23 protein-coding genes are annotated in these 20,736 nt (G+C 70.4%); 7 read left to right on the top strand and 16 right to left on the bottom strand.

Features of this window, described 5'->3' with window-relative positions:
• Nucleotides 1-27: 27 nt before the first annotated feature.
• From ABZ470_RS37390 to ABZ470_RS37370, 5 genes are all read right to left on the bottom strand, one after another.
• On the bottom strand, nt 28-441 hold the full coding sequence (locus ABZ470_RS37390; RefSeq protein WP_362782530.1) for a lasso peptide biosynthesis B2 protein: 414 nt from the start codon (nt 439-441) through the stop codon (nt 28-30).
• Nucleotides 438-584 (bottom strand): hypothetical protein, encoded by a 147-nt coding sequence (locus ABZ470_RS37385; protein ID WP_362917484.1) that lies wholly within the window; start codon nt 582-584, stop codon nt 438-440. The genes ABZ470_RS37390 and ABZ470_RS37385 overlap by 4 nt, the downstream gene beginning before the upstream one ends.
• On the bottom strand, nt 581-853 hold the full coding sequence (locus ABZ470_RS37380) for a PqqD family peptide modification chaperone (RefSeq protein ID WP_352012938.1): 273 nt from the start codon (nt 851-853) through the stop codon (nt 581-583). The genes ABZ470_RS37385 and ABZ470_RS37380 overlap by 4 nt, the downstream gene beginning before the upstream one ends.
• Complete coding sequence (locus ABZ470_RS37375; protein WP_362917482.1) at nt 850-2,613, bottom strand: asparagine synthase-related protein; 1,764 nt, start codon at nt 2,611-2,613, stop codon at nt 850-852. The genes ABZ470_RS37380 and ABZ470_RS37375 overlap by 4 nt, the downstream gene beginning before the upstream one ends.
• A gap of 160 nt (nt 2,614-2,773) precedes the next feature.
• Nucleotides 2,774-2,905, bottom strand: coding sequence for a lasso RiPP family leader peptide-containing protein (locus ABZ470_RS37370; protein WP_352012936.1), 132 nt, complete (start codon nt 2,903-2,905; stop codon nt 2,774-2,776).
• Between the two features lie 624 nt (nt 2,906-3,529).
• On the opposite strand from ABZ470_RS37370, the gene ABZ470_RS37365 reads away from it, so the two are divergent.
• Nucleotides 3,530-4,207, top strand: a complete 678-nt coding sequence (locus tag ABZ470_RS37365; RefSeq protein WP_352012935.1) for a hypothetical protein — start codon at nt 3,530-3,532, stop codon at nt 4,205-4,207.
• 6 nt (nt 4,208-4,213) lie between these two features.
• On the opposite strand, the gene ABZ470_RS37360 is transcribed toward ABZ470_RS37365, so the two are convergent.
• From ABZ470_RS37360 to ABZ470_RS37340, 5 genes are all read right to left on the bottom strand, one after another.
• Nucleotides 4,214-4,939, bottom strand: a complete 726-nt coding sequence (locus ABZ470_RS37360; RefSeq protein WP_362917480.1) for an ABC transporter permease — start codon at nt 4,937-4,939, stop codon at nt 4,214-4,216.
• Nucleotides 4,940-5,078: 139 nt separating this feature from the next.
• Nucleotides 5,079-5,879, bottom strand: a complete 801-nt coding sequence (locus ABZ470_RS37355; RefSeq protein WP_352012933.1) for an ABC transporter permease — start codon at nt 5,877-5,879, stop codon at nt 5,079-5,081.
• Nucleotides 5,876-6,583 (bottom strand): ABC transporter ATP-binding protein, encoded by a 708-nt coding sequence (locus ABZ470_RS37350; protein WP_362917478.1) that lies wholly within the window; start codon nt 6,581-6,583, stop codon nt 5,876-5,878. Before ABZ470_RS37350 ends, ABZ470_RS37355 begins: the two co-directional genes overlap by 4 nt.
• A 217-nt stretch (nt 6,584-6,800) precedes the next feature.
• Nucleotides 6,801-7,463 (bottom strand): response regulator transcription factor, encoded by a 663-nt coding sequence (locus ABZ470_RS37345; RefSeq protein WP_352012931.1) that lies wholly within the window; start codon nt 7,461-7,463, stop codon nt 6,801-6,803.
• Nucleotides 7,453-8,910 (bottom strand): histidine kinase, encoded by a 1,458-nt coding sequence (locus ABZ470_RS37340; protein WP_362917476.1) that lies wholly within the window; start codon nt 8,908-8,910, stop codon nt 7,453-7,455. The genes ABZ470_RS37345 and ABZ470_RS37340 overlap by 11 nt, the downstream gene beginning before the upstream one ends.
• 82 nt (nt 8,911-8,992) lie before the next feature.
• On the opposite strand from ABZ470_RS37340, the gene ABZ470_RS37335 reads away from it, so the two are divergent.
• A complete protein-coding gene (locus ABZ470_RS37335; RefSeq protein ID WP_362917474.1) occupies nt 8,993-9,901 on the top strand; it encodes a hypothetical protein in 909 nt (302 codons plus the stop codon).
• A 10-nt stretch (nt 9,902-9,911) separates the two neighbouring features.
• Here the strand turns inward: ABZ470_RS37335 and ABZ470_RS37330 are convergent, their stop codons facing one another.
• Nucleotides 9,912-10,775, bottom strand: a complete 864-nt coding sequence (locus ABZ470_RS37330; protein WP_362917472.1) for an SDR family oxidoreductase — start codon at nt 10,773-10,775, stop codon at nt 9,912-9,914.
• Nucleotides 10,776-10,911: 136 nt separating this feature from the next.
• On the opposite strand from ABZ470_RS37330, the gene ABZ470_RS37325 reads away from it, so the two are divergent.
• On the top strand, nt 10,912-11,307 hold the full coding sequence (locus tag ABZ470_RS37325) for a ChaB family protein (RefSeq protein WP_362917470.1): 396 nt from the start codon (nt 10,912-10,914) through the stop codon (nt 11,305-11,307).
• A 175-nt stretch (nt 11,308-11,482) separates the two neighbouring features.
• On the opposite strand, the gene ABZ470_RS37320 is transcribed toward ABZ470_RS37325, so the two are convergent.
• Nucleotides 11,483-11,917, bottom strand: coding sequence for a hypothetical protein (locus tag ABZ470_RS37320; protein WP_362917468.1), 435 nt, complete (start codon nt 11,915-11,917; stop codon nt 11,483-11,485).
• An 84-nt stretch (nt 11,918-12,001) separates the two neighbouring features.
• Between ABZ470_RS37320 and ABZ470_RS37315 the strand changes: the two genes are divergently transcribed.
• The gene (locus ABZ470_RS37315; protein ID WP_362917466.1) at nt 12,002-12,667 is read left to right on the top strand and encodes an SMI1/KNR4 family protein; all 666 of its coding nucleotides are present in this window, start codon (nt 12,002-12,004) and stop codon (nt 12,665-12,667) included.
• A 147-nt stretch (nt 12,668-12,814) separates the two neighbouring features.
• A complete protein-coding gene (locus tag ABZ470_RS37310; RefSeq protein ID WP_362917464.1) occupies nt 12,815-14,164 on the top strand; it encodes a hypothetical protein in 1,350 nt (449 codons plus the stop codon).
• Between the two features lie 97 nt (nt 14,165-14,261).
• Here ABZ470_RS37310 and ABZ470_RS37305 read toward each other — a convergent pair whose 3' ends face one another.
• The 3 genes from ABZ470_RS37305 to ABZ470_RS37295 all read right to left on the bottom strand — a co-directional run bounded on the left by ABZ470_RS37305 (nt 14,262) and on the right by ABZ470_RS37295 (nt 17,062).
• Entirely contained in the window at nt 14,262-14,387 is a 126-nt protein-coding gene (locus tag ABZ470_RS37305; RefSeq protein WP_362917462.1) for a hypothetical protein, read from the bottom strand.
• Nucleotides 14,384-16,096 (bottom strand): tetratricopeptide repeat protein, encoded by a 1,713-nt coding sequence (locus ABZ470_RS37300; protein WP_362917460.1) that lies wholly within the window; start codon nt 16,094-16,096, stop codon nt 14,384-14,386. The genes ABZ470_RS37305 and ABZ470_RS37300 overlap by 4 nt, the downstream gene beginning before the upstream one ends.
• Nucleotides 16,097-16,354: 258 nt before the next feature.
• The gene (locus ABZ470_RS37295; protein WP_362917458.1) at nt 16,355-17,062 is read right to left on the bottom strand and encodes a TetR/AcrR family transcriptional regulator; all 708 of its coding nucleotides are present in this window, start codon (nt 17,060-17,062) and stop codon (nt 16,355-16,357) included.
• 69 nt (nt 17,063-17,131) lie between these two features.
• On the opposite strand from ABZ470_RS37295, the gene ABZ470_RS37290 reads away from it, so the two are divergent.
• Complete coding sequence (locus ABZ470_RS37290) at nt 17,132-18,088, top strand: ATP-binding cassette domain-containing protein (RefSeq protein ID WP_362917456.1); 957 nt, start codon at nt 17,132-17,134, stop codon at nt 18,086-18,088.
• Nucleotides 18,088-18,891, top strand: coding sequence for an ABC transporter permease (locus ABZ470_RS37285; protein WP_362917454.1), 804 nt, complete (start codon nt 18,088-18,090; stop codon nt 18,889-18,891). Before ABZ470_RS37290 ends, ABZ470_RS37285 begins: the two co-directional genes overlap by 1 nt.
• Nucleotides 18,892-18,985: 94 nt before the next feature.
• On the opposite strand, the gene ABZ470_RS37280 is transcribed toward ABZ470_RS37285, so the two are convergent.
• The gene (locus tag ABZ470_RS37280; protein WP_352012918.1) at nt 18,986-20,443 is read right to left on the bottom strand and encodes an MDR family MFS transporter; all 1,458 of its coding nucleotides are present in this window, start codon (nt 20,441-20,443) and stop codon (nt 18,986-18,988) included.
• Between the last annotated feature and the right edge of the window lie 293 nt (nt 20,444-20,736).

The raw sequence follows: 20,736 nt of genomic DNA, 5'->3' as shown, positions 1-20,736 counted from the left end.
TCCGGAAATTTCAGGAAATTGTGGGGGTCAGCGGTGGGGGACCGACATGACGGCGTGGAAGTGCGCCACCACCTCGGGCTCTCCGATCGGCACTCCGTCCACCTCGACCCAGGCGTGCGCGACGAAGGGGTCGGGCCGGAAGCCGGTCTTCCACGCGGGCGGCGCGCCGTACAGGCGGCCGAGCAGCATGACCGCGACCGAGCGTTGCAGGCAGCCCTCGCCCGCGCAGCGGCGGCTGACGCTGTTGACCGCGTCACGCCAGGCGAGCACGTCCGCCGCCACGGGTGGCCGGGTGCCCCTGACCAGCAGGTTCAGCACGCGGCGCAGCAGGTGCGGGGAGAGCCTGGACAGCGGCAGGGCGAGCGCCGCTGCGGTCCTGGCGGCGACGGCGGGCCTGCGGCGCAGCCGTACCCGGCGCTGCGGCATGATCGGCGCGCTCACGACGACCACCCCGCCGGCAGGCCGCTCATCCTGAGCGAACCCGTCAGGAAGCCGTTCGTCGCGAGCGATCCCGCCGACAGGCCTTCCATGGCGGGCGATCCCGTCGGCGGGCTCGGGAAGGGATCCTTCGGCATGCCGTTCACGACAGCTTCCCCTCGATGAGCTTGGCGCGGCGCAGTTCGTCGAACAGGGCCAGGTGGTCGGAGCGGACCCGCTCGGCGTCGGCCCCGGTCTCCCTGGCGATCTGGCCGACCAGGTCGTCGAGGGCGCGGCCCCGGCCGAGTTCCTCGACCATCGTGATCGCCGTCTGGTTGAGGTGCCAGTAGACGCCGCGTCTGGTGTCGAGGATGACCTTGCCGTCCTCGACCTCGACGATCGACAGGCCCTGCCTGAGGTGAACCACGGTCGTCACTCCCCCTGTCCCACGGAGCGCAGCCAGCGCTCGGCGATCACGATGTTGTCCAGGTCGGTGTAGGCGGTCCCGCTCGTGGTGTACCGCTCGGCCAGGCGCAGGACGCGTTCGGCGGAGACCAGGCCCAGGTCCTCAAGGGCGGAGCCGTCGGCGAAGAGCCTTCGCAGCACCGGTTTGACCGCCTGGTGCTGGGCGAACACCTCGGCGGTGTAGTCGCCCTTGTCCGGCCTGGTGAAGTAGTCGAGCGCCATCGCCGGGGGCCTGGCCGCCGCGAGCAGCGGTTTGGCCGGGTACTGGTGGCTGCGCGCGCCGACGCCGAGCGCCAGGGCGGCCTCGACGACGCGCCGGTCGAGATACGGGCTGTCGAAGGTGATCCCGCCCGGGGTCGCGGCCTGGTTCATCCGCCGTACGACGTTGCCGTGCACCACGAGGTAGTCGAGGATCTGGTTGACCGTACGGTCCTCGGAGAAGGCTCCCCGTTCCCCGAGCACCGCGTCGGCGGCCAGTCGTCGCAGGTGTTCACGGGCGGTCTCGGTCAGCGCCGGGTGCACCTTCGGCAGCGGCACCCAGCGGGAGTAGGCGGCCACCCCCTCGTCACGGACGCCGAAGTCGTGCCGGGCGATCCTGCGCAGGTCGTCCAGGTAGGAGCCCCGCTCGGCGAGCATCCGGACGGTCTGGCCGAGCGGGTGCCGGTTGAGCACCCGGAACCGCCACGTACGGCGGTAGCGCCCCTTCTCCCGCGAGTGGAACAGCGACCAGAGCATCGTGGAGACCGAGCCGAACAGGGCGTCGCCCGCGTGACCGTTGAGGTGCAGCGTGGTCCCGGTCTCCTTCATGACCTCCTCGATCATGGAGACCGAGGCCAGCGCGGCGTTGGCGATGCCCGGCCCCTCCGGCGCCGTGGCCACCGTGCCCGTCCGCTCGTCCAGCAGGTGCGGGATGACCGAGCCGTACGGCACGCTGTGGTGGTCGACGCCCAGCTCCGCGGCGGCGCGGCCCGCCCATCGGTGGTCGTTGTTGGCGACGTTGGCCGAGGCGAGGAAGAGCGTGTGCGGCTTGAGGCCGAGGTCGGCGAGGAAGAAGCAGAGCGTCGTGGAGTCGAGGCCGCCGGACAGGTCGGCGCTGATCTCCTGGTGTCCCGCCGTTCTGAGGCGTAGCGCCTCGGTGACGGCCCCGCGCAACTCCTCCGCGAGGTCGTCCACGGAGCGGCCGGGGTGGGGCGGTCGCCACCACACCGTGCGGGCGGGGGCGCGGTCGTTCCAGGAGTCGAGCCACTCGCCGGGGCCGGTGACGTGCACGCCCTCCCAGACGCTCCTGAGTCCGTAGGCGTGTGTGATCTCCGCGTCGGTGAGCCTGCTCGCCAGGACGGCCGGGTCGGGGCGCAGCCGGGCCAGGGTCCTGAGCGTGTGCTGGTCGTCGGAGATCAGGGGCACCCCGTCGACCATGGCCCAGCACAGGGCGCGGGTGAGCAGGAGCGGGCCCTGCGAGCGCATGCGCGTGTTCTCTCTGGCGAAGAGCAGGAGGTCGCCCTCGACGAGCCGCTCGGCGACCGAATCGAGTTCCCTGACCGTTTTCCTGTCGCCGACGAGCCGGGCAAGATCGCTTTCTGTGAATGCCGCTCCGCTGTTTCCCAGGAGAATGACGTCGATATCCCTGTTTCCCGCCCGCACGATCCCACGGCCGTCGCCGCCGATGATCCACGGGAATCCCGATGGATGTCGGAACAGGATCTCTCCCGCGTGCTCGACGATCTCGTTCACGAGTGCGGGACGCAAAGGGATGTCTGGCAGGACTACCACAGGCATGGCGAAATTCCCGGCCTTTTCATCGTGTTCCGCGTCGATGGGAATTGGGTAGGGTTGGACGGGCACGGAGCAGGTGTCTGCTGCTCCGTGCCCGCGCTCAGCCGTCCCTCGCGGGTTACGCCGGCGGGTGGATCACGATCAGCGCGCGGAAGCCGAGGATGTCGTGCTCACGGGCGCTGCCGAGGCTCTTGGTGACGTCCTCGAACGATCCGATCCGGGTCAGCGTGGGCGCGGTGTAGTCACTCACGGTGTACTCCTCTCTCATGTGGGTCGTTGGTGCGTCGGCACCGGCCGGTGCCCACACAGAAAGCTAAGCCGCCCGTCCGCCCGGGGTAATCTCGGCGATCCGAGAAGTCGTCCGGTTGCCGTTGGGGAAAATCATTGATACACGCGCGCGTGCCGACCGATTAGTGATCTGGTTCACTGTCGCACGTGACCGCAATGACTCTCCGTAGTCAATGCGAACGGATATGGAGTTCTCCCAGCTTCCGGCGCGTCTGAGAACACCCATTAACAGTGCGCCCCGATCAGCCGCTTCACCCCTGCGGCCACCCTTGTAGCCATGAGCGCACATGTCTTACATTAAGGATGATTTTCGGCTGCCTGATGGTGAATTCTCCGGCCGTTCGCCCGTTTTCAGGCTGGCATAAAACTACAAAAAGGACGCTGCGACCTGTCCAGACCGGACGACATCATCGGGAGGTGACGATTCTCGCTTCGCACAGCAGCCGACCGGTCGGCGTCGCCACCGCGGCGGCTCCTCCGTAGGCCTGCCCGAGGACACCGACGAGACGATCCGAGGAGCGACGTACGGCCACACCCCAGAGTTTCTTGATCAGCACGGGGAGCCATGAAGAACAACGGGGAAGCGATGAACAAGAAGATCACGATCCAGGGCCCCGCCGAGATCGGTGAGACGGCCACCCAGATCAGCCTGACCGCCGGGCAGTCCGCCACGATCGGAGCCTGTCGCTGCGGACACTGCAGGGTCGACCTGCGCATCGACACCGACGAACTGCCACCGGCGATCGGCCGCGTCACCGCCCACACCGGATTCTGGTCGCTGAGCAACCTGTCCGGCGAGGCACCGATGACCGTGACGAACATGGACGACTGGTACCAGTACCTTGTGGTCGAACCCGGACGCCGCGACGTGCCCGTCCCGTTCGAACTGGCGCAGATCGAGCTGGCCCCCTCACCCAACGCCCCCAAGGTGGCCGTCTTCGGCTACGAGCCGCAGTACACCTCCCAGGACCGTCTGGTGATGTGCCAGTCGCCGCCACCGCGTCCGCTGCTCGACCGCCGTTCAACCTATTTCTCCGTCCTGTCCGAACTCTGTCGCGACAGGCTGAACGGCACCATGGACGCGAGCCTGCCCACCTCCGTGGAGATCGCCGACAAGCTGCGCACCCGCTACCGGTCCATCAGCCCGCGTGCCGTCGACGCCCACATCAAGTACGTCAGCGAGAAGCTGCGGCTCCCCAAGGGAGCGGGCCGGGACGCGCTCGTCGCCGTGGTCATCCGGGCGAACCTGCTGCACCAGTCGTGACGCCCCTCAGCTGTCCCGCCGTACGGTGACCACCCAGGCGGCGCCGACGAACACCGCGGCCCAGGCCAGGAGCACCCCGAAACCGGCGGGGCGGCTGAGCGCCAGCACCGGGCTCGTGGGGGTGCCGAGGAAGCTCAGCGTCGCCTCGTGCGGCAGCAGCCGTACGAGGCCGGGCAGCAGGCCCGCGAGCATCGGGGAGACCAGGATCGGCAGGATGAACAGTACGGCCAGCGGGGTGACGACCGTCCTGGCCAGAACCGCGAAACCACACCCGAGAAGGCCGAGCAGCAGATAGGCCGCCACCTCGGCGGGCAGGCCGTCCACCGCCTGCCGTACGAGAAGACCGGGGAGCAGCACGGCCGTCGCCGCCACGACGGCCGTCCCCGCGCCGGCCAGGAGCTTGGCCAGGAAGAACCGGTTGCGGTCGGGCGTCGCGATGAGGCTGACCCGCAACTGCCCGCCGTACTCCCTGCCCGCGGCGAAGACCGGGACGGCGACGAAGGCGTAGACCGGGGCCAGCATCACGGTGCCGAGCTGGGCGATGGCGACCGGTCCTCCCTGTGAGGCGACGCGCACGGTGTCGGAGGCCGCGAGCAGGCCCAGCAGCGTGTTGGCCACCAGGGTGACGGCCAGCGCGATCCAGGTCGCGGGCAGGGTGCGGATCTTGGTGAACTCGGCGCGCACCAGGTCGGCCAGCCCGATCGCCTCCCGCCGTTCGGAGAGGCCGGTCATCGCGCGTTCTCCTCGTCACGGGGGAGCCGCGTTTCCTCTCCGGTGCGCGGGAGTCGCGCGGGGACGTCGCCTCGTGGGGGTCGCCCGTTCCCCTCGCCGCGTGGGAGTCGCGTGTGCTCCCCGTCGCGTGGCAGGTTCGTCATCGCGCGTCCCTCCTGGCGAGCAGGAAGGCGGCCACGACCGTGGTCACCAAAGGCCAGGCGACCAGCACCACCATGGCGTGTCCCGGCCCCGCGGAGAGCGTGTTCTCCACCGGGTTGAGCAGCAGGTTGCGGCCCGCGCTGAGCGGGAACAGCGCGTCGAGGGCCGGGGAGAACACGGCCAGGAGCTGCGTCATGGTGACCGCGATCAGCCCGACGGTGACCGCGACACCCGTGAGGGTGCTGCGGGCGATCACCGTGATCGCGAAGCTGATCAGGCCGGTCAGCACCGCGAAGGCGACGAACTTCCCCTGCCCGATCCAGGCTCCCGGGCTCACCAGCAGGCCCGGATTCCAGTCCCTGACCGCGGCGTACATGAACGCCGTGCTGACCCCGGCGACGACCACGGCCACGAACAGCAGGTAGACGGTGGCCGCGACGGTCTTGGCGACGATCAGCCGCCCCCGGCGCGGCACCGCGAGCAGCGTCTGCCCGAGCTGCGGGGTACGGAACTCCTGTCCGGCGATGACCGCCCCGAGGCCGGGCAGGAACAGCCCCATCTGGAACGACGACGCCACCAGGAAGTCGACGATCGCCCGGTTGGCGGGCTGCGGGTCGTCGGCGAACAGCTCGATCATGCCGTCCGGGGTGATGGCGCGCACCGCCTCGATGTTGATCCCCACGTTCGCGTAGGAGACCAGCAGGTGCAGGGCGAGGATCACACCGGTGACGATCCACACCGTGCGCAGGGTGACGATCTTCGTCAGTTCGGCCCTGGTCGCTGCGAACACGGCGCTCACCACCCCACCTGGCCGCCGGTGAGCGCGAAGAAGGCCGTCTCCAGCGACGCGTGCCCCTTGGTGATCTCCTCGATCGAGCCGCGCGCGACGATCCTTCCCTGGGCGATGACGACCGCCTCGTCCGCCGTCTCGGCCATCTCCGCCATCAGGTGGCTGGACAACAGCACGGTACGGCCGGAGGCCGCGAACTCCCGCAGGAAGGTGCGCACCCAGCGGATGCCGTCCGGATCGAGCCCGTTGACCGGTTCGTCGAGCACCAGGATCTCCGGGTCACCGAGCAGCGCCGCAGCGATGCCGAGGCGCTGCCCCATGCCGAGGGAGTACTTCTTGACCCGCTGCTTGGCCGCGTCGCCGAGGCCGACCAGGTCGAGCACCTCCCGTACCCGGCTCCGGGGGATGCGGTTGCTCTGCGCGATCCACGTGAGATGGTCGATCGCGCGACGCTCGGGCACCGGCCCCGCCCCGTCGAGCAGCGCCCCGACCTTGCGCAACGGATGGCTCAGGTCGCGGTACGGCCTGCCGTCGATCAGCGCGGTGCCGCTCGTCGGGTGGTCGAGACCGAGCAGCACCCGCAACGTGGTGGACTTGCCCGCGCCGTTCGGGCCGAGGAAGCCGGTCACCGTGCCCGGCCGTACGGTGAAGCTGACGTCGTCGACCGCCGTCTTCGCGCCGTAGCGCTTGCTGAGCCGTGAAACCTCGATCATCGCCCGCCTCGCGTCGCCTGGGATCCGGACGTCCAGCGTGCTCCCCGTCACCCCGACCCCGCGTCACCCGAAAGTGGACATCCACCGACGCGCGGCCCGATCCCTCGACCCCACGGCGCCCGAGAGCGAACGGCGACCCGACCGCTTGGCCTCCGTCTCCCGAAAGTGGACGGCCACCGGCACGCGACCCGGTCCCACGGTGTTCGAGAGCGGACGGTTACCGGGGTTCGCGCAGCAGTCCCGCCTCGTGGGCGAGCACCGCCAGGTGCGTACGGTCGTTGACCCCCAGCTTGGCGAACATCCGGCGAAGGTAGGTGCGGACCGTCTCCAGGCTCAGGAACAGCTCGTCGGCGATCTGCTGGTTGGAACGGCCCCTGGCGACCAGCCGGATGACCTGCAGTTCCCGTTCGGACAGGACGTGCTCGGCGAAGGGGTGCCGTTCGACGGGACGCTCGGGCGCGAACCGGTCGAGCAACCGCGCCGTCACCTCGGGGGCGAGCATGGCGTTGCCCTCGTGGACCGTACGGACGGCCCGCAGGATCTCCGCCGGGGAGGCGTTCTTCAGCAGGAAGCCCGAGGCCCCGACCGTGAGGGCGCGATGCACGTACTCGTCCAGGTCGAAGGTGGTCAGCATGACGACCCTGGTGGTCGTGTCGGCCACGATGCGCCGCGCGGCCTCGATCCCGTCGGTTCCCGGCATCTGCACGTCGAGCAACGCCACATCCGGTCGCAGCGCGGTGACCAGTCTGGCCGCCTCAAGCCCGTCGGCCGCCTCCCCGGCGAACCGGAAGCCCGCCGTACGCTCGAACAGCTTCCGGTAGGCCCCACGCATGCCCGCGTCGTCGTCGGCCAGAAAGACCGACACCACCTCAGCGGACATCATCACCTCCCTCGAAACCCCGCCTCTGAACGCCGTCCTCGTCTCGCCCTCGAACCGCGGCCTGACTTCTCCCCTGGGCCGAGACCCGGTCTTGTTCCTGAGCCGTGGCCTGGCTTTGCCCCGGAGCACCAGTCCGGCCTTGGCCCTGAACGTCGGCCTCGCCTCGCTCCTGAACACCGTTCTGGCTTTGTCCCTGAACGCCGGCCTGGTTTCGTCTCTGAGCCGTGGCCTGGCCCTGGTCGTTGAGGGGCAGTCTGGCCTCGACCGCGAATCCGCCCTCCGGCCGGGTGCCCCAGGTCACCGTCCCACCGGCCAGGCGGACCCGTTCACGCATACCCCGCAGCCCGACCCCCGCACCGGCGGACCGGGCCGCGTCCCGACCCGCGAGCGCCCCGCCGTCGGCGACCCCGACCACCAGGGCGTCGTGCTCCCGGTGCAGGTCAACGACGCATTTCGCTCCTGGAGCATGCCGTACCACGTTGCCCAGCGCCTCCTGAACAACCCTGAACGCCACCGCCCCCACCACGTCCCCGACCTTCCCGGCCGTCTCCGGACCGATTCCCGGACCGAGCCCCGCGCCGCCCTCCTGGTCAGGCCCGGTGCCAAACTTTCCGCCCGGCTCCGTACCGCCCTCCCGGTTGGGCCCCGTGCCGGTCACCAGGCCGAGTTCCCGGCTGATCCGTGTCTCGACGTCGATTCCGGCGGCGCGGGTCGCGGTGATGACCGCCGCGATGCCGTCGAGGCCCGGCCCCGGGCCGCCGTCCGGGTCGCGGAGCGTCCGCACCAGCGCCTGCACGTCCTCAAGCGCCCGGCGCGTGTGGGTCTCCACCTCCGCCAGGGTCTCGCGCAGCTCGGCCTCCCCGACGTCGGGGAGGCTCAGGACGACCCCTGACTGCGCCAGCGTCACCCCCAGCGCGTGCCCGACCACGTCGTGGACGTCACGCGCCACCTCAAGCTGCACGCGCATCCGTTCCGTCTCCCGCGCGGACTCGATCTGCCTGCCGGTGGTCGTGCCGAACAGCCACGACGCGCTGAGCGCGGCCACTGCGATGACCACCCGTTCCCCGAGGCCGCGAGCGGCCCCCTCGGGAACGGCGACGACCAGCGCCAGCGCCGCGAACATGGCCGCCAACATCACGACCGCCACCCGCGTACGGCGCGCCCGCTCGACCGCGAGCGGATACAGGCACCAGGCCGCGGCCAGCATCGGGTCCTGGCAGACCCCCAGGGCGCCGCCAACGACGGTCGCGGCCCCCGCGGTGACCGTCGCGGCGAACGGCAGCCGCCCACGCAGGACCATCGCCCCCGCGGTCACCACCGCCAGCACCGCTCCCACGGCGACGTACGGCCAGGCGACGGCCTGAGCCGTCGGCAACGCCCAGAACATCCCGACAACGGCGACCGCCGCGACGACGTCCGCCCCAACCCCCCGCCCCCAACTCCGCACCCCAGCACCGTAGGCGACGGACTCCCGGGACGGCCACTACGCTGAAGATCACTAAGCCCGTCGACGCCGAGAGGACGTACCGATGCCGGAACTCGCGGTGGCATCGCGCCTCTACGCCGTCCTGGCCGTCTCGGGGCCGGTGGTCCTGACGGCCTTCGGCATCGGCGGAGGCGACCTCCCCTGGTTCTGCTCCTCGGAGAGCCCCTACCTGCCGGAGGGTCCGTACGCGCTGGGGAGCGTCCCCGCGGAGGCGCTGTTCCTCGGGGTCCTGCTGCTGCCGGTCGTCGTCGCCGGCCTCGTCTCGTACGGCTCGCGCAGGGCCGTGCTCTCCGCCGCCCTCGTGACCGGCGCCGTCCTCGTTCTCGGCCTTCTCGTCTCCGGCCCCGACCCGTGCACCGGCCAGATCCGTACGGCCTCCCCCTGGCCTCTGCTCGTCTGTTACCCGCTGGCCGTCGGGGCCCTGCTCCTGGCGGCCCGGCATCCCCTGCCCACCAGGCGGTACGGCTTCGCCCCGTGGGCGGCCGTCCTCCCCGCCGCGTGGGGCGCGTTGTGCGACCGGCCCGTCTCCGCGTTCGACGAACGTTCGTTCACCGTCTTCTTCGACGTGGCGCCGGGGTCTTCGGGAGACGTCCCCCAGTGGCTCTGCGCCGCTCTCCAGTGGTTCACCCAGGCCGACAGGATCGGCCTGCCGGTCACCCTCGTCGCCCTGGCCGCGGTCGCGCACGCCACCGGCCTGTCACGGTGGATCGGCGCCACGGTCGCGGCGGTCCTTCTCCTCTTCCCGGTCCTCGACGTCTTCCTGCTCGACGAACTCCTCCTCGTACGGTCGCACCTGCTGCTCGCCGCCCTCCTCGTCGTCTGGACCGCCCGGCCCGCCCGGTTGAAGGTCGGGCCCGGGTCCCTCGCCAGGGTGCGGACCGTCGCCGCGACGGCCGCGGTCGTTCTCTGCGCCCTCTGGCTGGTCGTCTCCTCCTACGGTCCGTCCCGATGACCTCGAAGGATCAGCCGGGGAGGGTCTCGCCGCCGACCGGGGCCAGGATCTCTCCGGTGTAGTAGGACGACAGGCGGTCGGAGGCGAAGAAGACGTAGGACGGGGCGATCTCGTCGGGGTCGGCGGCCCGTTCCATGGGCGCCTGCTCGCCGAACTTGCCCACCTTCTCCGGTGGCATGGTGGCCGGGATGAGCGGTGTCCACACCGGCCCCGGGGCCACCGCGTTGACCCGGATGCGGCGTTCGAGCAGGTTCTGCGCCATCGAGTAGGTGAAGGCGTTGATCGCGCCCTTGGTCGCGGCGTAGTCGATCAGGGTCTTGTTGCCGCGCAGCCCGTTGATCGAGGAGGTGTTGACGATGGCCGACCCCTCGCCCATGTGCCGCAGCGCCGCCCTGGTGACCCGGAAGTAGCTGTGGATGTTGACGGCGAAGGTGTACTCCCACTGTTCGTCGTCCAGTTCGTCGAGCGAGTCGACCGGTTGCTGGTAGGCGACGTTGTTGACGAGCACGTCGAGCCCGCCGAGTTCGCTCACCGTACGGTCCACCACGTCGGCGCAGTGGGCGGCCTGGGAGAGGTCTCCCGGCAGCAGTACGCACCGCCGCCCGGCCTCCTCGACCAGCTTGCGGGTGTGCTCGGCGTCCTCGTGCTCGGACAGGTAGGCGATCGCGACGTCCGCTCCCTCCTTCGCGAACGCCACGGCGACGGCCCTGCCGATTCCCGAGTCACCCCCGGTGATCAGTGTCCGCCGGTCCCTGAGCAGGCCACGGCCCTCGTAGTCGCGCATCTCGTCCCGGGGAGCGGGGGTCATGTCGCCGCTGCTGCCCGGGTACGGCTGCTGCTGTTCTGGTGGTGTCTGGCGTGGTTCATCAGGCATTTCCCCCACGTGCCCCACCCCCTGATCGGCTAACAGGACGTAACCGCCGATTTCGCAATTGAATGATGTTTCGGGATGCAATGAGGGGTATGGCCCGGATGAGGCCAACATCCGACCTGGAGAAGAGGTGACGATCATGCCCGTCCGTCAGGAACTGCCCGAGACACTCAAACGCTCTCCCAAGAAGGCCCAGGAGACGTGGATCAAGGCCCACGACTCCGCGGTCAAGGAGTACGGCGAGGGGGAACGCGCCCACCGGACGGCCAACGCCGCCCTCAAGCACTCCTTCGAGAAGATCGGCGACCACTGGGAGCCCAAGAGCAAGAAGGGTCCCTCCGACAGGCAGGCGGCCCGGCACACTCCCAAGCGCGGGAAGACCGCCGAAGGCGTCGACGCCAACTCCTCCAAGCAGCATCTGTACGACGTGGCCAGGCGGCTGGACGTGCCGGGAAGGTCGTCCATGACCAAGACCGAACTCGTCGATGCGATCAAGAAGGCCAACCGCAGGGCGTCCGCCAAGGCGCGCTCCTGACACACGGGGCGACGGGAGGGGCTGACCGGCCTTCCCACGAGGGACGACCCGACCGCGAGGGGCGCCTCCGGGAGGATCCGGCCGCCGCGACGACCGGCTCCAGGAGAGCCCGGATCGCCCGCGAAGGCCGGCTCCCACGAGAACCGAGTCCCGTGAGGGTCGGCACCCGTGAGGGTCAGCTCACCCCTCCCACGACCGCCCCGCCCTCCCGTGCCGCCGCCGTGTAGAACGGGCCGAGGCCCGCGAACCCGTCCTGCCCGGCGGCGGCGAAACCCCATCCCTCACCGGCCAGGCCCCGCGCGACCTCCGCCACCCGCTCCGGATCGAGGGCGAACGGCGGGCCGTACCCGAACGTGTGGTCTTGCAGGTCGTGTTCACCGTCCGCGCCGGTCGCCGCCGCGAGCCAGGGGTAGTGCCGTCCCCATCGCGCGTCCCCATGCTCGGCCTCGGCCCTGCCCTCCGCGAAGTCGCCGAGGGCCAGGTAGTCGTCCGTGAACACGTCCTCCTCCCGGGGGTGCCCCGAGAGGATCTCCCCCGCCAGATCGGGCCTCGCCCGTACGGCCCGCAGCGCCTCGGGGTCGATCCTCACCAGCGTCAACCGCATGGACACCGCGTCCGCCTTCCGCCGTACCGGACCAAACGACCATGATCGCAGGCCCGATTTCTCACGCGTCCGTCCTTTAAGGTGCCGGGTATGACGAGTCACGACTGGTCGGATGTGCGTGAACGGCTCTCGCGGCTGGCCGCGGCACGGCCCGCCAGGGCGGTGTTCGGCTCCGAAGGACATCGCTGGAACCTCGAACCGCCACTGAGCACCGGTGAACTGGCCGAACTGGAGAAGCAGCTCCGGGTTGAGCTGCCCGAAGAGTACCGTTCCTTCCTGCTGGAGGCGGGACGCGGCGGAGCGGGGCCTTCCTACGGCCTTTTTTCCGTGCGGCGCGTGGCCGGGCGGTGGCGGTGGGAGGGCAGCGAGGCCGACCGCACCGACCTGGACATCCTGGACCAGCCGTTTCCCCACGTTGAGGCGTTCAACCCGGCGAGCCCGCCCGGCGAGGCGGACTTCGGCTCCCCCGAAGAGTTCAGGACAGCCCTGGAGGAGTACTGGGGGTGGTACGAGACGACCGTCGACGACCCCCGGCACTCGATCGGGATGTTGCACCTGTGCCATCTCGGCTGCTCCCATCTGGAGGGCCTGGTGGTCACGGGTCCGGCGCGGGGCCGGATGTGGGCCAACAGCATCATGAGCGACGAGGGGTTCCAGCCGTTGTTCGACGACGACGGCATGCCCCTCGGGTTCGCCCGCTGGTATCTCCGCTGGCTTGAGGAGGCCGAGGCCCAGGTACTGCCCAGTGCCCGCTGATACACCGATATTTCTGGATATATGGATTACCTGATCGATCCGAAAGGAGGCGGTGTGCGCTAATCGCCGATGTGATCGGCCGTCACCGGTGTACCGTCCTGCTGACTCCACATGCGCGTACCACTACCGTTACGGCGAGGAGATCAGGTGAGCGGCACGCGAATGCGACTGGCCGACGTCGCGCAGCTCGATCCCGACATCACCCCCGAGGGGTTGCGGGAGCGGTACGGAGACGATCCCGACACCATCAGCCTCCTGGCGGTGGCCGAGGCCACCCTCAACCGGGTTCCCTCCGGGTTGAGCCGCTGGCTGTCCTCCGCCGAGACCTGCGAGGTCTGGGAGGACGTGCTGATCCGGCAGGAGGGGCTCCACCAGCTGTCGTGGTGGAACAACGTGCTCGGCTCCGGTTTCGACGATCCGTTGACCCGGCGCGCCGAACGGCGGCTGGCCCGCATCCGCCAGCGCGGCGTCGAGGCGCGTCTCACCGTCGAGGCGCACGCCGGGCTGACGACCGACCGGGCGGCGGCGTCGGCGGTCGCGGCGCTCGTCGCGGCCCATCGGGAGGAGGCCGACTCGCTGCTCCGTCCGGGCGGGGCCGGCGACGGCCTGCCTCCGGAGGTGGCCAGGATGCTGGCGATGGGCACGACCGCCTTCCGTGAACTGGTCGGCAACGACATCAAGGACAGCGGGGTGTGCCACCCGCTCCGCCATCCGGCGCTGCTGTCCCGCTGGTACGAGGCCCTGGTGGCGATCGGCACGATGGCGTTCACCGAGATCGGCCTTGAGGTGACGCCCGTGCGGGTGCGCAACCTCTTCGCCGTCCCGGACCCGCACCTCATCCAGGCCCGTCACGACGCGTCCCGCGAGAAGTGGGCGTCCAAGCTCACCTTCCTCACCCATGTCCGGGCCGCGCTGGTCGAGCAGGACCGGCGAAGCCGCCGGGCCGAGGCGCCGGTCCACCGCCACCTCGTCGAGCGGTATCCCGTCCAGTACGCCGAACTCGTCCAGCAGGCGCGGCAGGACCCGCGCAACCACCGCCCCGCGCACCGGCCTCCCCACCCGACCGTGTTCGACGACCACGCCGACATCCTGCGGGAACACGGCTGGGACGTGCGCTGGATCTTCGACGGGCACCGTGTTTGGCTCGACGCCTGGCCGATCGGCGAACGGACCGGGAGGCCGTCGCTGCCCGCCTGGCGGACCGGGGGACGGCTGATCGCCACCGCCGTCCGCAACCGCAACACCGGCAGGTCGGCCTGGCGCTGGAGCACCCCGACCTACGTCTTCTACGGCCGGGGCCAGGGTCGTTACACGCTGCTGACCGGGGCCGACGCCCTGTGTCATCTCGCCGAGACCAACCCGCGCGCCACGCCACGGCGCTTCTTCAAGGCCATGGTGCCGCCGGTGCGCGAGCATCTTGAGGCGCACGTGCCGCCGGACGGGCACCGCTGGCGGCGGCCGTTCCCCGAGTGCTTCCCGGCGCTCCACTACCGCTGAACACCGCGCACCGCCACTGGACACCGCGTACCACCGCTGGGTGCCGCGCGACGCGCCTTCTCCTCGCGCCGCGCGGCCGTACCCGAACCGCCCTGTCCTACCAGTTGCGGCTGCAGCCGTTGCGGGTGCACCAGACCTCGTGGACGACGTCGCCGTCCACGATCAGGTCGGCGTAGACGCGCCGCACACCGCCGGCGACGGTTGAACGAGGCCTCGGGGTCATCCCGCCATGGCGCGGCGGCAGCGGGCCAGTTCCGCGCGCAGGTCACGGCGCAGTGCCCGGTCGAGGCCCGGCTGGGTGAGGGCGTCGGCGAAGTCCCGCGCGGCCTCCTCAAGTCTGCCGAGCCGTACCAGTGCCTTCCCTCGGTTGTAGCGGGGCACCGGTGCCGCCGACAGCGCGACCGCCCGGTCCAGGTCGGTCACCGCGGCGGCCACGTCACCGCGTTCGAACCGTACGGCGGCCCGGTTCGTCCACGCCTCGACGAGTTCGGCGTCCCCGGCCAGGGCCCGGGTGAGGAGGTCGTCCGCCTCGGTGAGGTCGCCGCGCTCCGCGCGGATCAGCCCGAGGGTGCACAGCAGCGCGGGGTCCTCCGGGGCCGGTTCGAGCCCGGCCCGCGCCTCGGCCTCGGCCTCGTCGAGCGCGCCGCGCTCCACCAGCAGGTTGACCAGGGCGATCCTGGCGTCCAGGTGTCCCGGCTCGATGGCGAGCACGCGTTCCAGGTCGGCGCGGGCCCGTGCCGTACGGCCCCGCTCCTGCTGGAGCACGGCCCGGTTGTAGTACGCCTCGGGCAGGTGCGGCCCCAGGCGGATCGCGGTGCCGTAGTCCTCGATCGCGGCCCTGGGCCGTCCCGCCGCGCGGTACAGGGCGGCCCGGTCCACGTAGTACTCGCAGTTGTCCGGGTCGTGGGCGATCACGGTGTCGAGGTCGGCCAGGGCCCGGTCCCGGTCTCCCATGGCCAGGTGCACCTGAGCCCGGTTGTGGCGCAGCCTGGCCAGGTCCTGCGGACGCTCTCCCGGCCCGAGCACCGCCGCCAGCCGGGTCAGCCCGTCGTCGATCAGCCGCAGCGCGCGGGCGTGCTCGCCGTCCCTGGCGTCCAGCAGGGCGAGTCCCTGCTCGTAGAAGACGGTGGACAGTGTCCGCTGCCGTGGGTCGTCCAGCTCGGCGGCGAGGTCGAGCGCCCGTTCCAGCCAGTGTCTGGCCCGCCCCGGGTCCTGCTCGGCCGTGGGCAGGTGCCTGGCGTACAGCATGGCGGTGGAGTAGGCGGCCGACGTGGTGATCTTCGGGTCGTCGGTGACGGCGCGCGCCTCGTGGTAGAGGTCGAGTGCCTCCTCGGCCTGCTCAAGCGCGGCCAGGGCGGTGGCCAGGCCGGTGGTGAACGCCCACCAGTGCCGCAGGTCGCCGTCCGGGGTAACCGTCGCGCGCCCGCGCCGGGCGGTCCTGGCCGCGTGGTGGTAGAAACCGCGGGCCAGGCTGTCGCCGAGAGCCCTGCGCGTCTCCTCGGGGGTCGGCTCAGCCGCCGCCCGCCGGGGGGCGCCGCCGTCCCGCAGGTCCAGGCGCAGCGTGGACGGCTCCGCACGGACCAGCGCGTCCAGCAGTTCGCGGGTGGTCTCGTCGGCGTCGCCGACGTGGTCGAACCGTACGGTGACCGGGTTCCTGAGCGTGTCCGCCCAGGCCGTGACGAACTCCGCCGCGCCGTAGGCCAGGCAGGCGGTGCGCCGGGCGGGGTGGAAGCGGATCGGCTCCTCCTCGGCGGCGGGGCGCGCCGTACGGTCGAGCCAGGGGGCGATCGCGTGCAGCTCGACCCGGTGGCGGGCCGCCAGGCGGGGCCGTTCCGCGGCGACCTGGGTGAGGAAGGAGGCGACCCCGGCGTACGGCCCGCCGTCGCGGTGGCAGTCGTAGCCGTCCTCGTGGGTCTCAGAGGGGCCGGTCACAGTCGGGCCGGTCGCCGCAGGGGCGGGCACCCGGGGGCGCCCGCCGTACCGGCAACTACCAGCACCACTCGAACCAGAGACGGCGAGCGCCGGACAGCAGGCGCAGCGCGCCCTTGCGACGGACGGTCATCTTCCTCATGGACACCTCCGGAGATCCACTTCGAACTGCCCAGAGCATAATCCGGCCCAACCGAAATATATGGATCCCTCATGATTGGTCGCCTATCGTCAGATCTGGTCGTTATATGACAATTGGCACTACCGCAGGCTGAGGGCGAGGCCGTCGAGCACCATCTCCAGGCGGCGTTCGAACACCTCGTCCCGGTGGGGGTGCTCGGCCTCGGTGACGATCCGTTCGAGATACGGGTGCTCCTCCTCGTTGAGCAGCCGTGACAGGTACGGTGCCATCCAGTCGCGCCAGGCGTCCTCGTCCAGCCCGGTACGGCGTCGCTCCTCGGCCTCGGCGAGTTCCGCCTGGACGAACCCCTGGGTGAAGTGCAGCGTGGTCGAGACCATGTCCAACATCCGGTCCGTGGTGAGCCCGAGGCCGTCCACGCACGCCATGGCGTACTCCATCACGCGCACCGCGTTCGGCCCCATGGTCGGGCGCTGGCCGATCTGACCGAGCCAGGGGTGGCGGTGCCGCAGCGCGCGATTCCGCCCGGCCAGGTCGGCGAGTTCGGCCCGCCAGCCCCGGGACGGCCGCTCCGCGAGGTCGAGTTCGCCCAGCACGTGGTCGTACATCAGCTCGATGAGGTCGTCTTTTCCCTTGATGTGCCGGTACAGCGACATCGTGCCGCTCTCGATACGACCGGCGATCTTGCGCATGGACACGGCGTCGAGACCGTCGAGGTCGGCGATGGCGACCGCGGCCCTGGTGATGATCTCGTAGTCGAGAGGGCGCTCACGGGCGCGCTGCGGCGCCGAGACGCGTGCCCAGATCACCGATGGCGAAGGCGAATCCATGTGATTAGACTCCTCAGTCGTATGCATACACCGTACCCATAAGCTTCCCCAGAACCGGGAGCAGGTTCGATGACCCAGAACGCGGTCGAGGCACACGGCATCACGAAACGCTTCGGCACGACGACCGCCCTCCGGGGCGTCGATCTGGCGGTTCCCACGGGCACCGTCCATGGACTACTCGGTCCGAACGGCGCGGGCAAGACGACGATCGTCCGAATCCTGTCGACCCTCCTGCGGCCCGACGCCGGAACCGCCCGGGTCGCCGGACACGACGTCGTCCGCGAGGCCACCGCGGTGCGGCACCGGATCGGGCTGACCGGCCAGTACGCCGCGGTGGACGAGAAGATGACAGGCCGGGAGAACCTGCGCCTGTTCGGCAGGCTGTACCACCTGCCGGGGAAACGGGTTCGCCGACGCGCCGACGAGTTGCTCGACCGGTTCGGCCTGGCCGAGGCCGCCGACCGGGTGGTGCGGACCTACTCCGGTGGGATGCGGCGGCGTCTCGACGTCGCGGCGAGCCTGATGGTCGAGCCCGCCGTGCTGTTCCTCGACGAGCCGACAACCGGTCTCGACCCGCGCAGCCGTACCCAGGTCTGGGACCTCGTCCGCGACCTGGTCAGGGAGGGCACGACCGTGCTGCTGACCACGCAGTACCTGGACGAGGCCGACCGGCTCGCCGACCGGATCGCGGTCGTCGACCGGGGCGGCCTGATCGCCGAGGGCACCCCGGCCGAGCTGAAGGGCGGCGTCGGCGGGACCCGGATCGAGGTCGTGGTCGAGGACGCCGGCACGCTGCCCGCCGCCGCGGCGGCCATCGCGCGGACGACGAACACCACCCCGCACATCACGGGGGAAACCCGGCGGATCAGCGCCGTGCTCGACGGCCGTGGGGGGCACCTGCTGGCCTCGGTGGTCCGCGCGCTCGACGACGCCGGGGTCGGCGTCGAGGACATCGCCCTGCGCAGACCGACACTCGATGACGTGTTCCTGCGGCTGACGGGCCACACCGCCGACGAGGCCGCCTGATGCCTGTTCTGTCGCAGTTCGGCTGGGGCGTGCGTGACGCGTGGTCGGTCGCGGGCAGGGAGTTCAGCCAGATCCGCCACCAGCCGGGAGAGCTGGCGGGCGCGCTGGTCGTCCCGGCCGTCATGGTCGTGCTGTTCGGCTACGTGTTCGGCAGCGCGATCGAGGTTCCGGGTGGCGGGAACTACCGCGAGTACCTGATCCCCGGCCTGTTCGCGATGAACGCCGTCACCGGCGTGATAGCCAGCGCCCTGATGATCTCCAAGGACGTCGCCGAGGGCGTCATGGACCGGTTCCGTTCCATGCCAATGGCGCGCTCGGCGATCCCGTTCGGCCGTACGATCGCGGATCTGGTCGTCGGCGCCATCACCACCGTGATGATGGCGGGCATGGGGCTGCTCGTCGGCTGGCGGGCGCACAACGGCCTGGCCGCCGCGCTGGCCGCGTTCGGCCTGATCCTTCTGGTTCGTTTCGCGGTGAGCTGGATCGGGGTGACCGTCGGCCTGTCGATCCGTCCGGAGACCGCGGATGCGTTCATCCCGATGATCTTCCCGATCTCGGCGCTGTCCAACAGTTTCGTGCCCACCGACGGCATGCCCGGGTGGCTGCGGCTCGTCGCGGAGTGGAACCCGGTCAGCGCGCTCGTCGCCGCCTGTCGCGACCTGTTCGGTGATCCGGGCGCCGCCGTACCGCAGGACGCCTGGCCCCTACAGCATCCGATCGCGGCCGTCCTGTTGTGGTCGGTCGCGATCCTTGTCGTCTTCGTCCCCCTGGCGACCCGCCGGTATCAGCGGATCGGGAGGTAGGCGCCAACGGCTCCGGGGTTCGCCGCTCGATGACGGCGAACCCCCGAAGAGCCACGGCGACGGTCTTCTTAGACGGTCTTCCCAGGCGGTTTTCCTAGACGTGGGCCGCCTGGTGCTCCGTCGTGGTGGCGGCCCTGGCCGGCAGCATCAGGGCGGTGATGACCACGATCACGGACAGCGCCGCGCTGACGATGAAGGCCGTGCGCATGCCGCCGAGGTTGGCGAGCGCGTCGCTGGCGCCCGTCGCCTTCAGGGCCTCGGCCCGCACGCTCATCAGGGTGACCACGAGCGCGGTGCCGATGGCCGCCGAGACCTGCTGCAGCGTGCTCAGGATCGAGCTGCCGTGGGAGTAGAGCGAGGCCGGAACCGACCCGAGCCCGAGGGTGAACACCGGGGTGAAGGTCGCGGCCAGGCTCACCATCAGCAGCGCGTGCAGGCCGAGCAGCAGCCAGAACGGCATGGTCATCGTGACCTGGGTGAACCCGACGAGCGCGACCGCGATGCCGATCGCACCGGGGACGATCAGCACCCGGGCGCCGAAGCGGTCGAACAGCCGGCCCACGGTCGGGCCGAGCAGCCCCATCGCCAGACCACCCGGCATCACGAGAAGCCCGGTCTGCAGGGCGGTGAGCCCACGGACGTTCTGCAGGTACAGCGGGAGCAGGATCATCGAGCCGATCATCGCCAGGAAGGCCACCGCCATCATGATCAACGCGATCGTGTAGGTGCGGTGGCGCAGGGTGCGCAGGTCCATCAGCGGCGTGCCGCGCTTCTGCAGGCGCAGCTGGCGCCAGACGAAGACGGAGATGGCCACCAGGCCGGCCACCACGAACCCGACGGCGGTACGGGTGTCGCCGCTCTCGAACCCGCTGAGCCCGTAGACCAGGCTGCCGAAGCCCGCCGCGGCGGTCAGCACGCTCAGCCAGTCGACGGTGCTGAACTTGGGCTCGCCGACGTTCTGGAGCTGCCTCAGCCCACCCCACATGATCAGCGCGGCGATGGGGAACACCACGGCGAACAGCAGCCGCCAGGAGCCGAACTGGAGGATCACCCCCGAGACCGTGGGGCCCATCGCGGGCGCGACCGAGATGGCCAGGGTGACGTTGCCCATCACCCGGCCCCGGTTGCCCTCGGGCACGACCTGCATCAACGTGGTCATCAGCAGCGGCATCATCACCGCCGTCCCGGAGGCCTGGATGATGCGGGCACCCAGCAGCACCTCGAAGGTCGGCGCGACGGTGGCCAGAGCCGTACCGATCAGGAACAGGCCCATCGCGGCGGTGTAGGCCGTGCGGGTGGACACCCGCTGCAGGAACCAGCCGGTGATCGGGATGACGGCGGCCATGGTCAACATGAAGGCCGTCGAGAGCCACTGCGCGGTCTGCGCGGTGATGTTCATCGCGCTCATCAGCCGCGGGATCGCGTTGATCATGATCGTCTCGTTGAGGATGACCACGAACGTGGCGAGCACCAACAGCCGGATCACGGCAGGGGTGCGCACCTTGGTGACGGTCACGGGCTTGACTGGTGAGTCGAGCTGTGTGCTGGGCACGGAACCTCAATCGGGTTGTCGGACAGGACGTCGTTGCTGGCGTTCCAGCCGTGAGACACACGAAAGTGTGTTCGTACAAAGACTGACGGGTGCCACCGACAAAACTCATCGCTCACGCTCAACATTCCGCCATCTGACGCGAAATGTCACCCGATTTTCACCACCGATGGGGGCTCCCAGAGCCCTGCACAGCTCCCCGAAACCACCTACGAGCTGGGCGAATGCCACTCAGTGACCAAGTTCGGACATCACAGGCCGGAACATCCTTCTATCCCCCGAATGACACTTCCCCA

It is taken from the genome of Streptosporangium sp. NPDC020072 (assembly GCF_040631445.1).
Classification (GTDB): domain Bacteria; phylum Actinomycetota; class Actinomycetes; order Streptosporangiales; family Streptosporangiaceae; genus Streptosporangium.
Note: the sequence above shows the minus strand (reverse complement) of the source record. Positions and strands in the feature narration are given on the sequence as shown.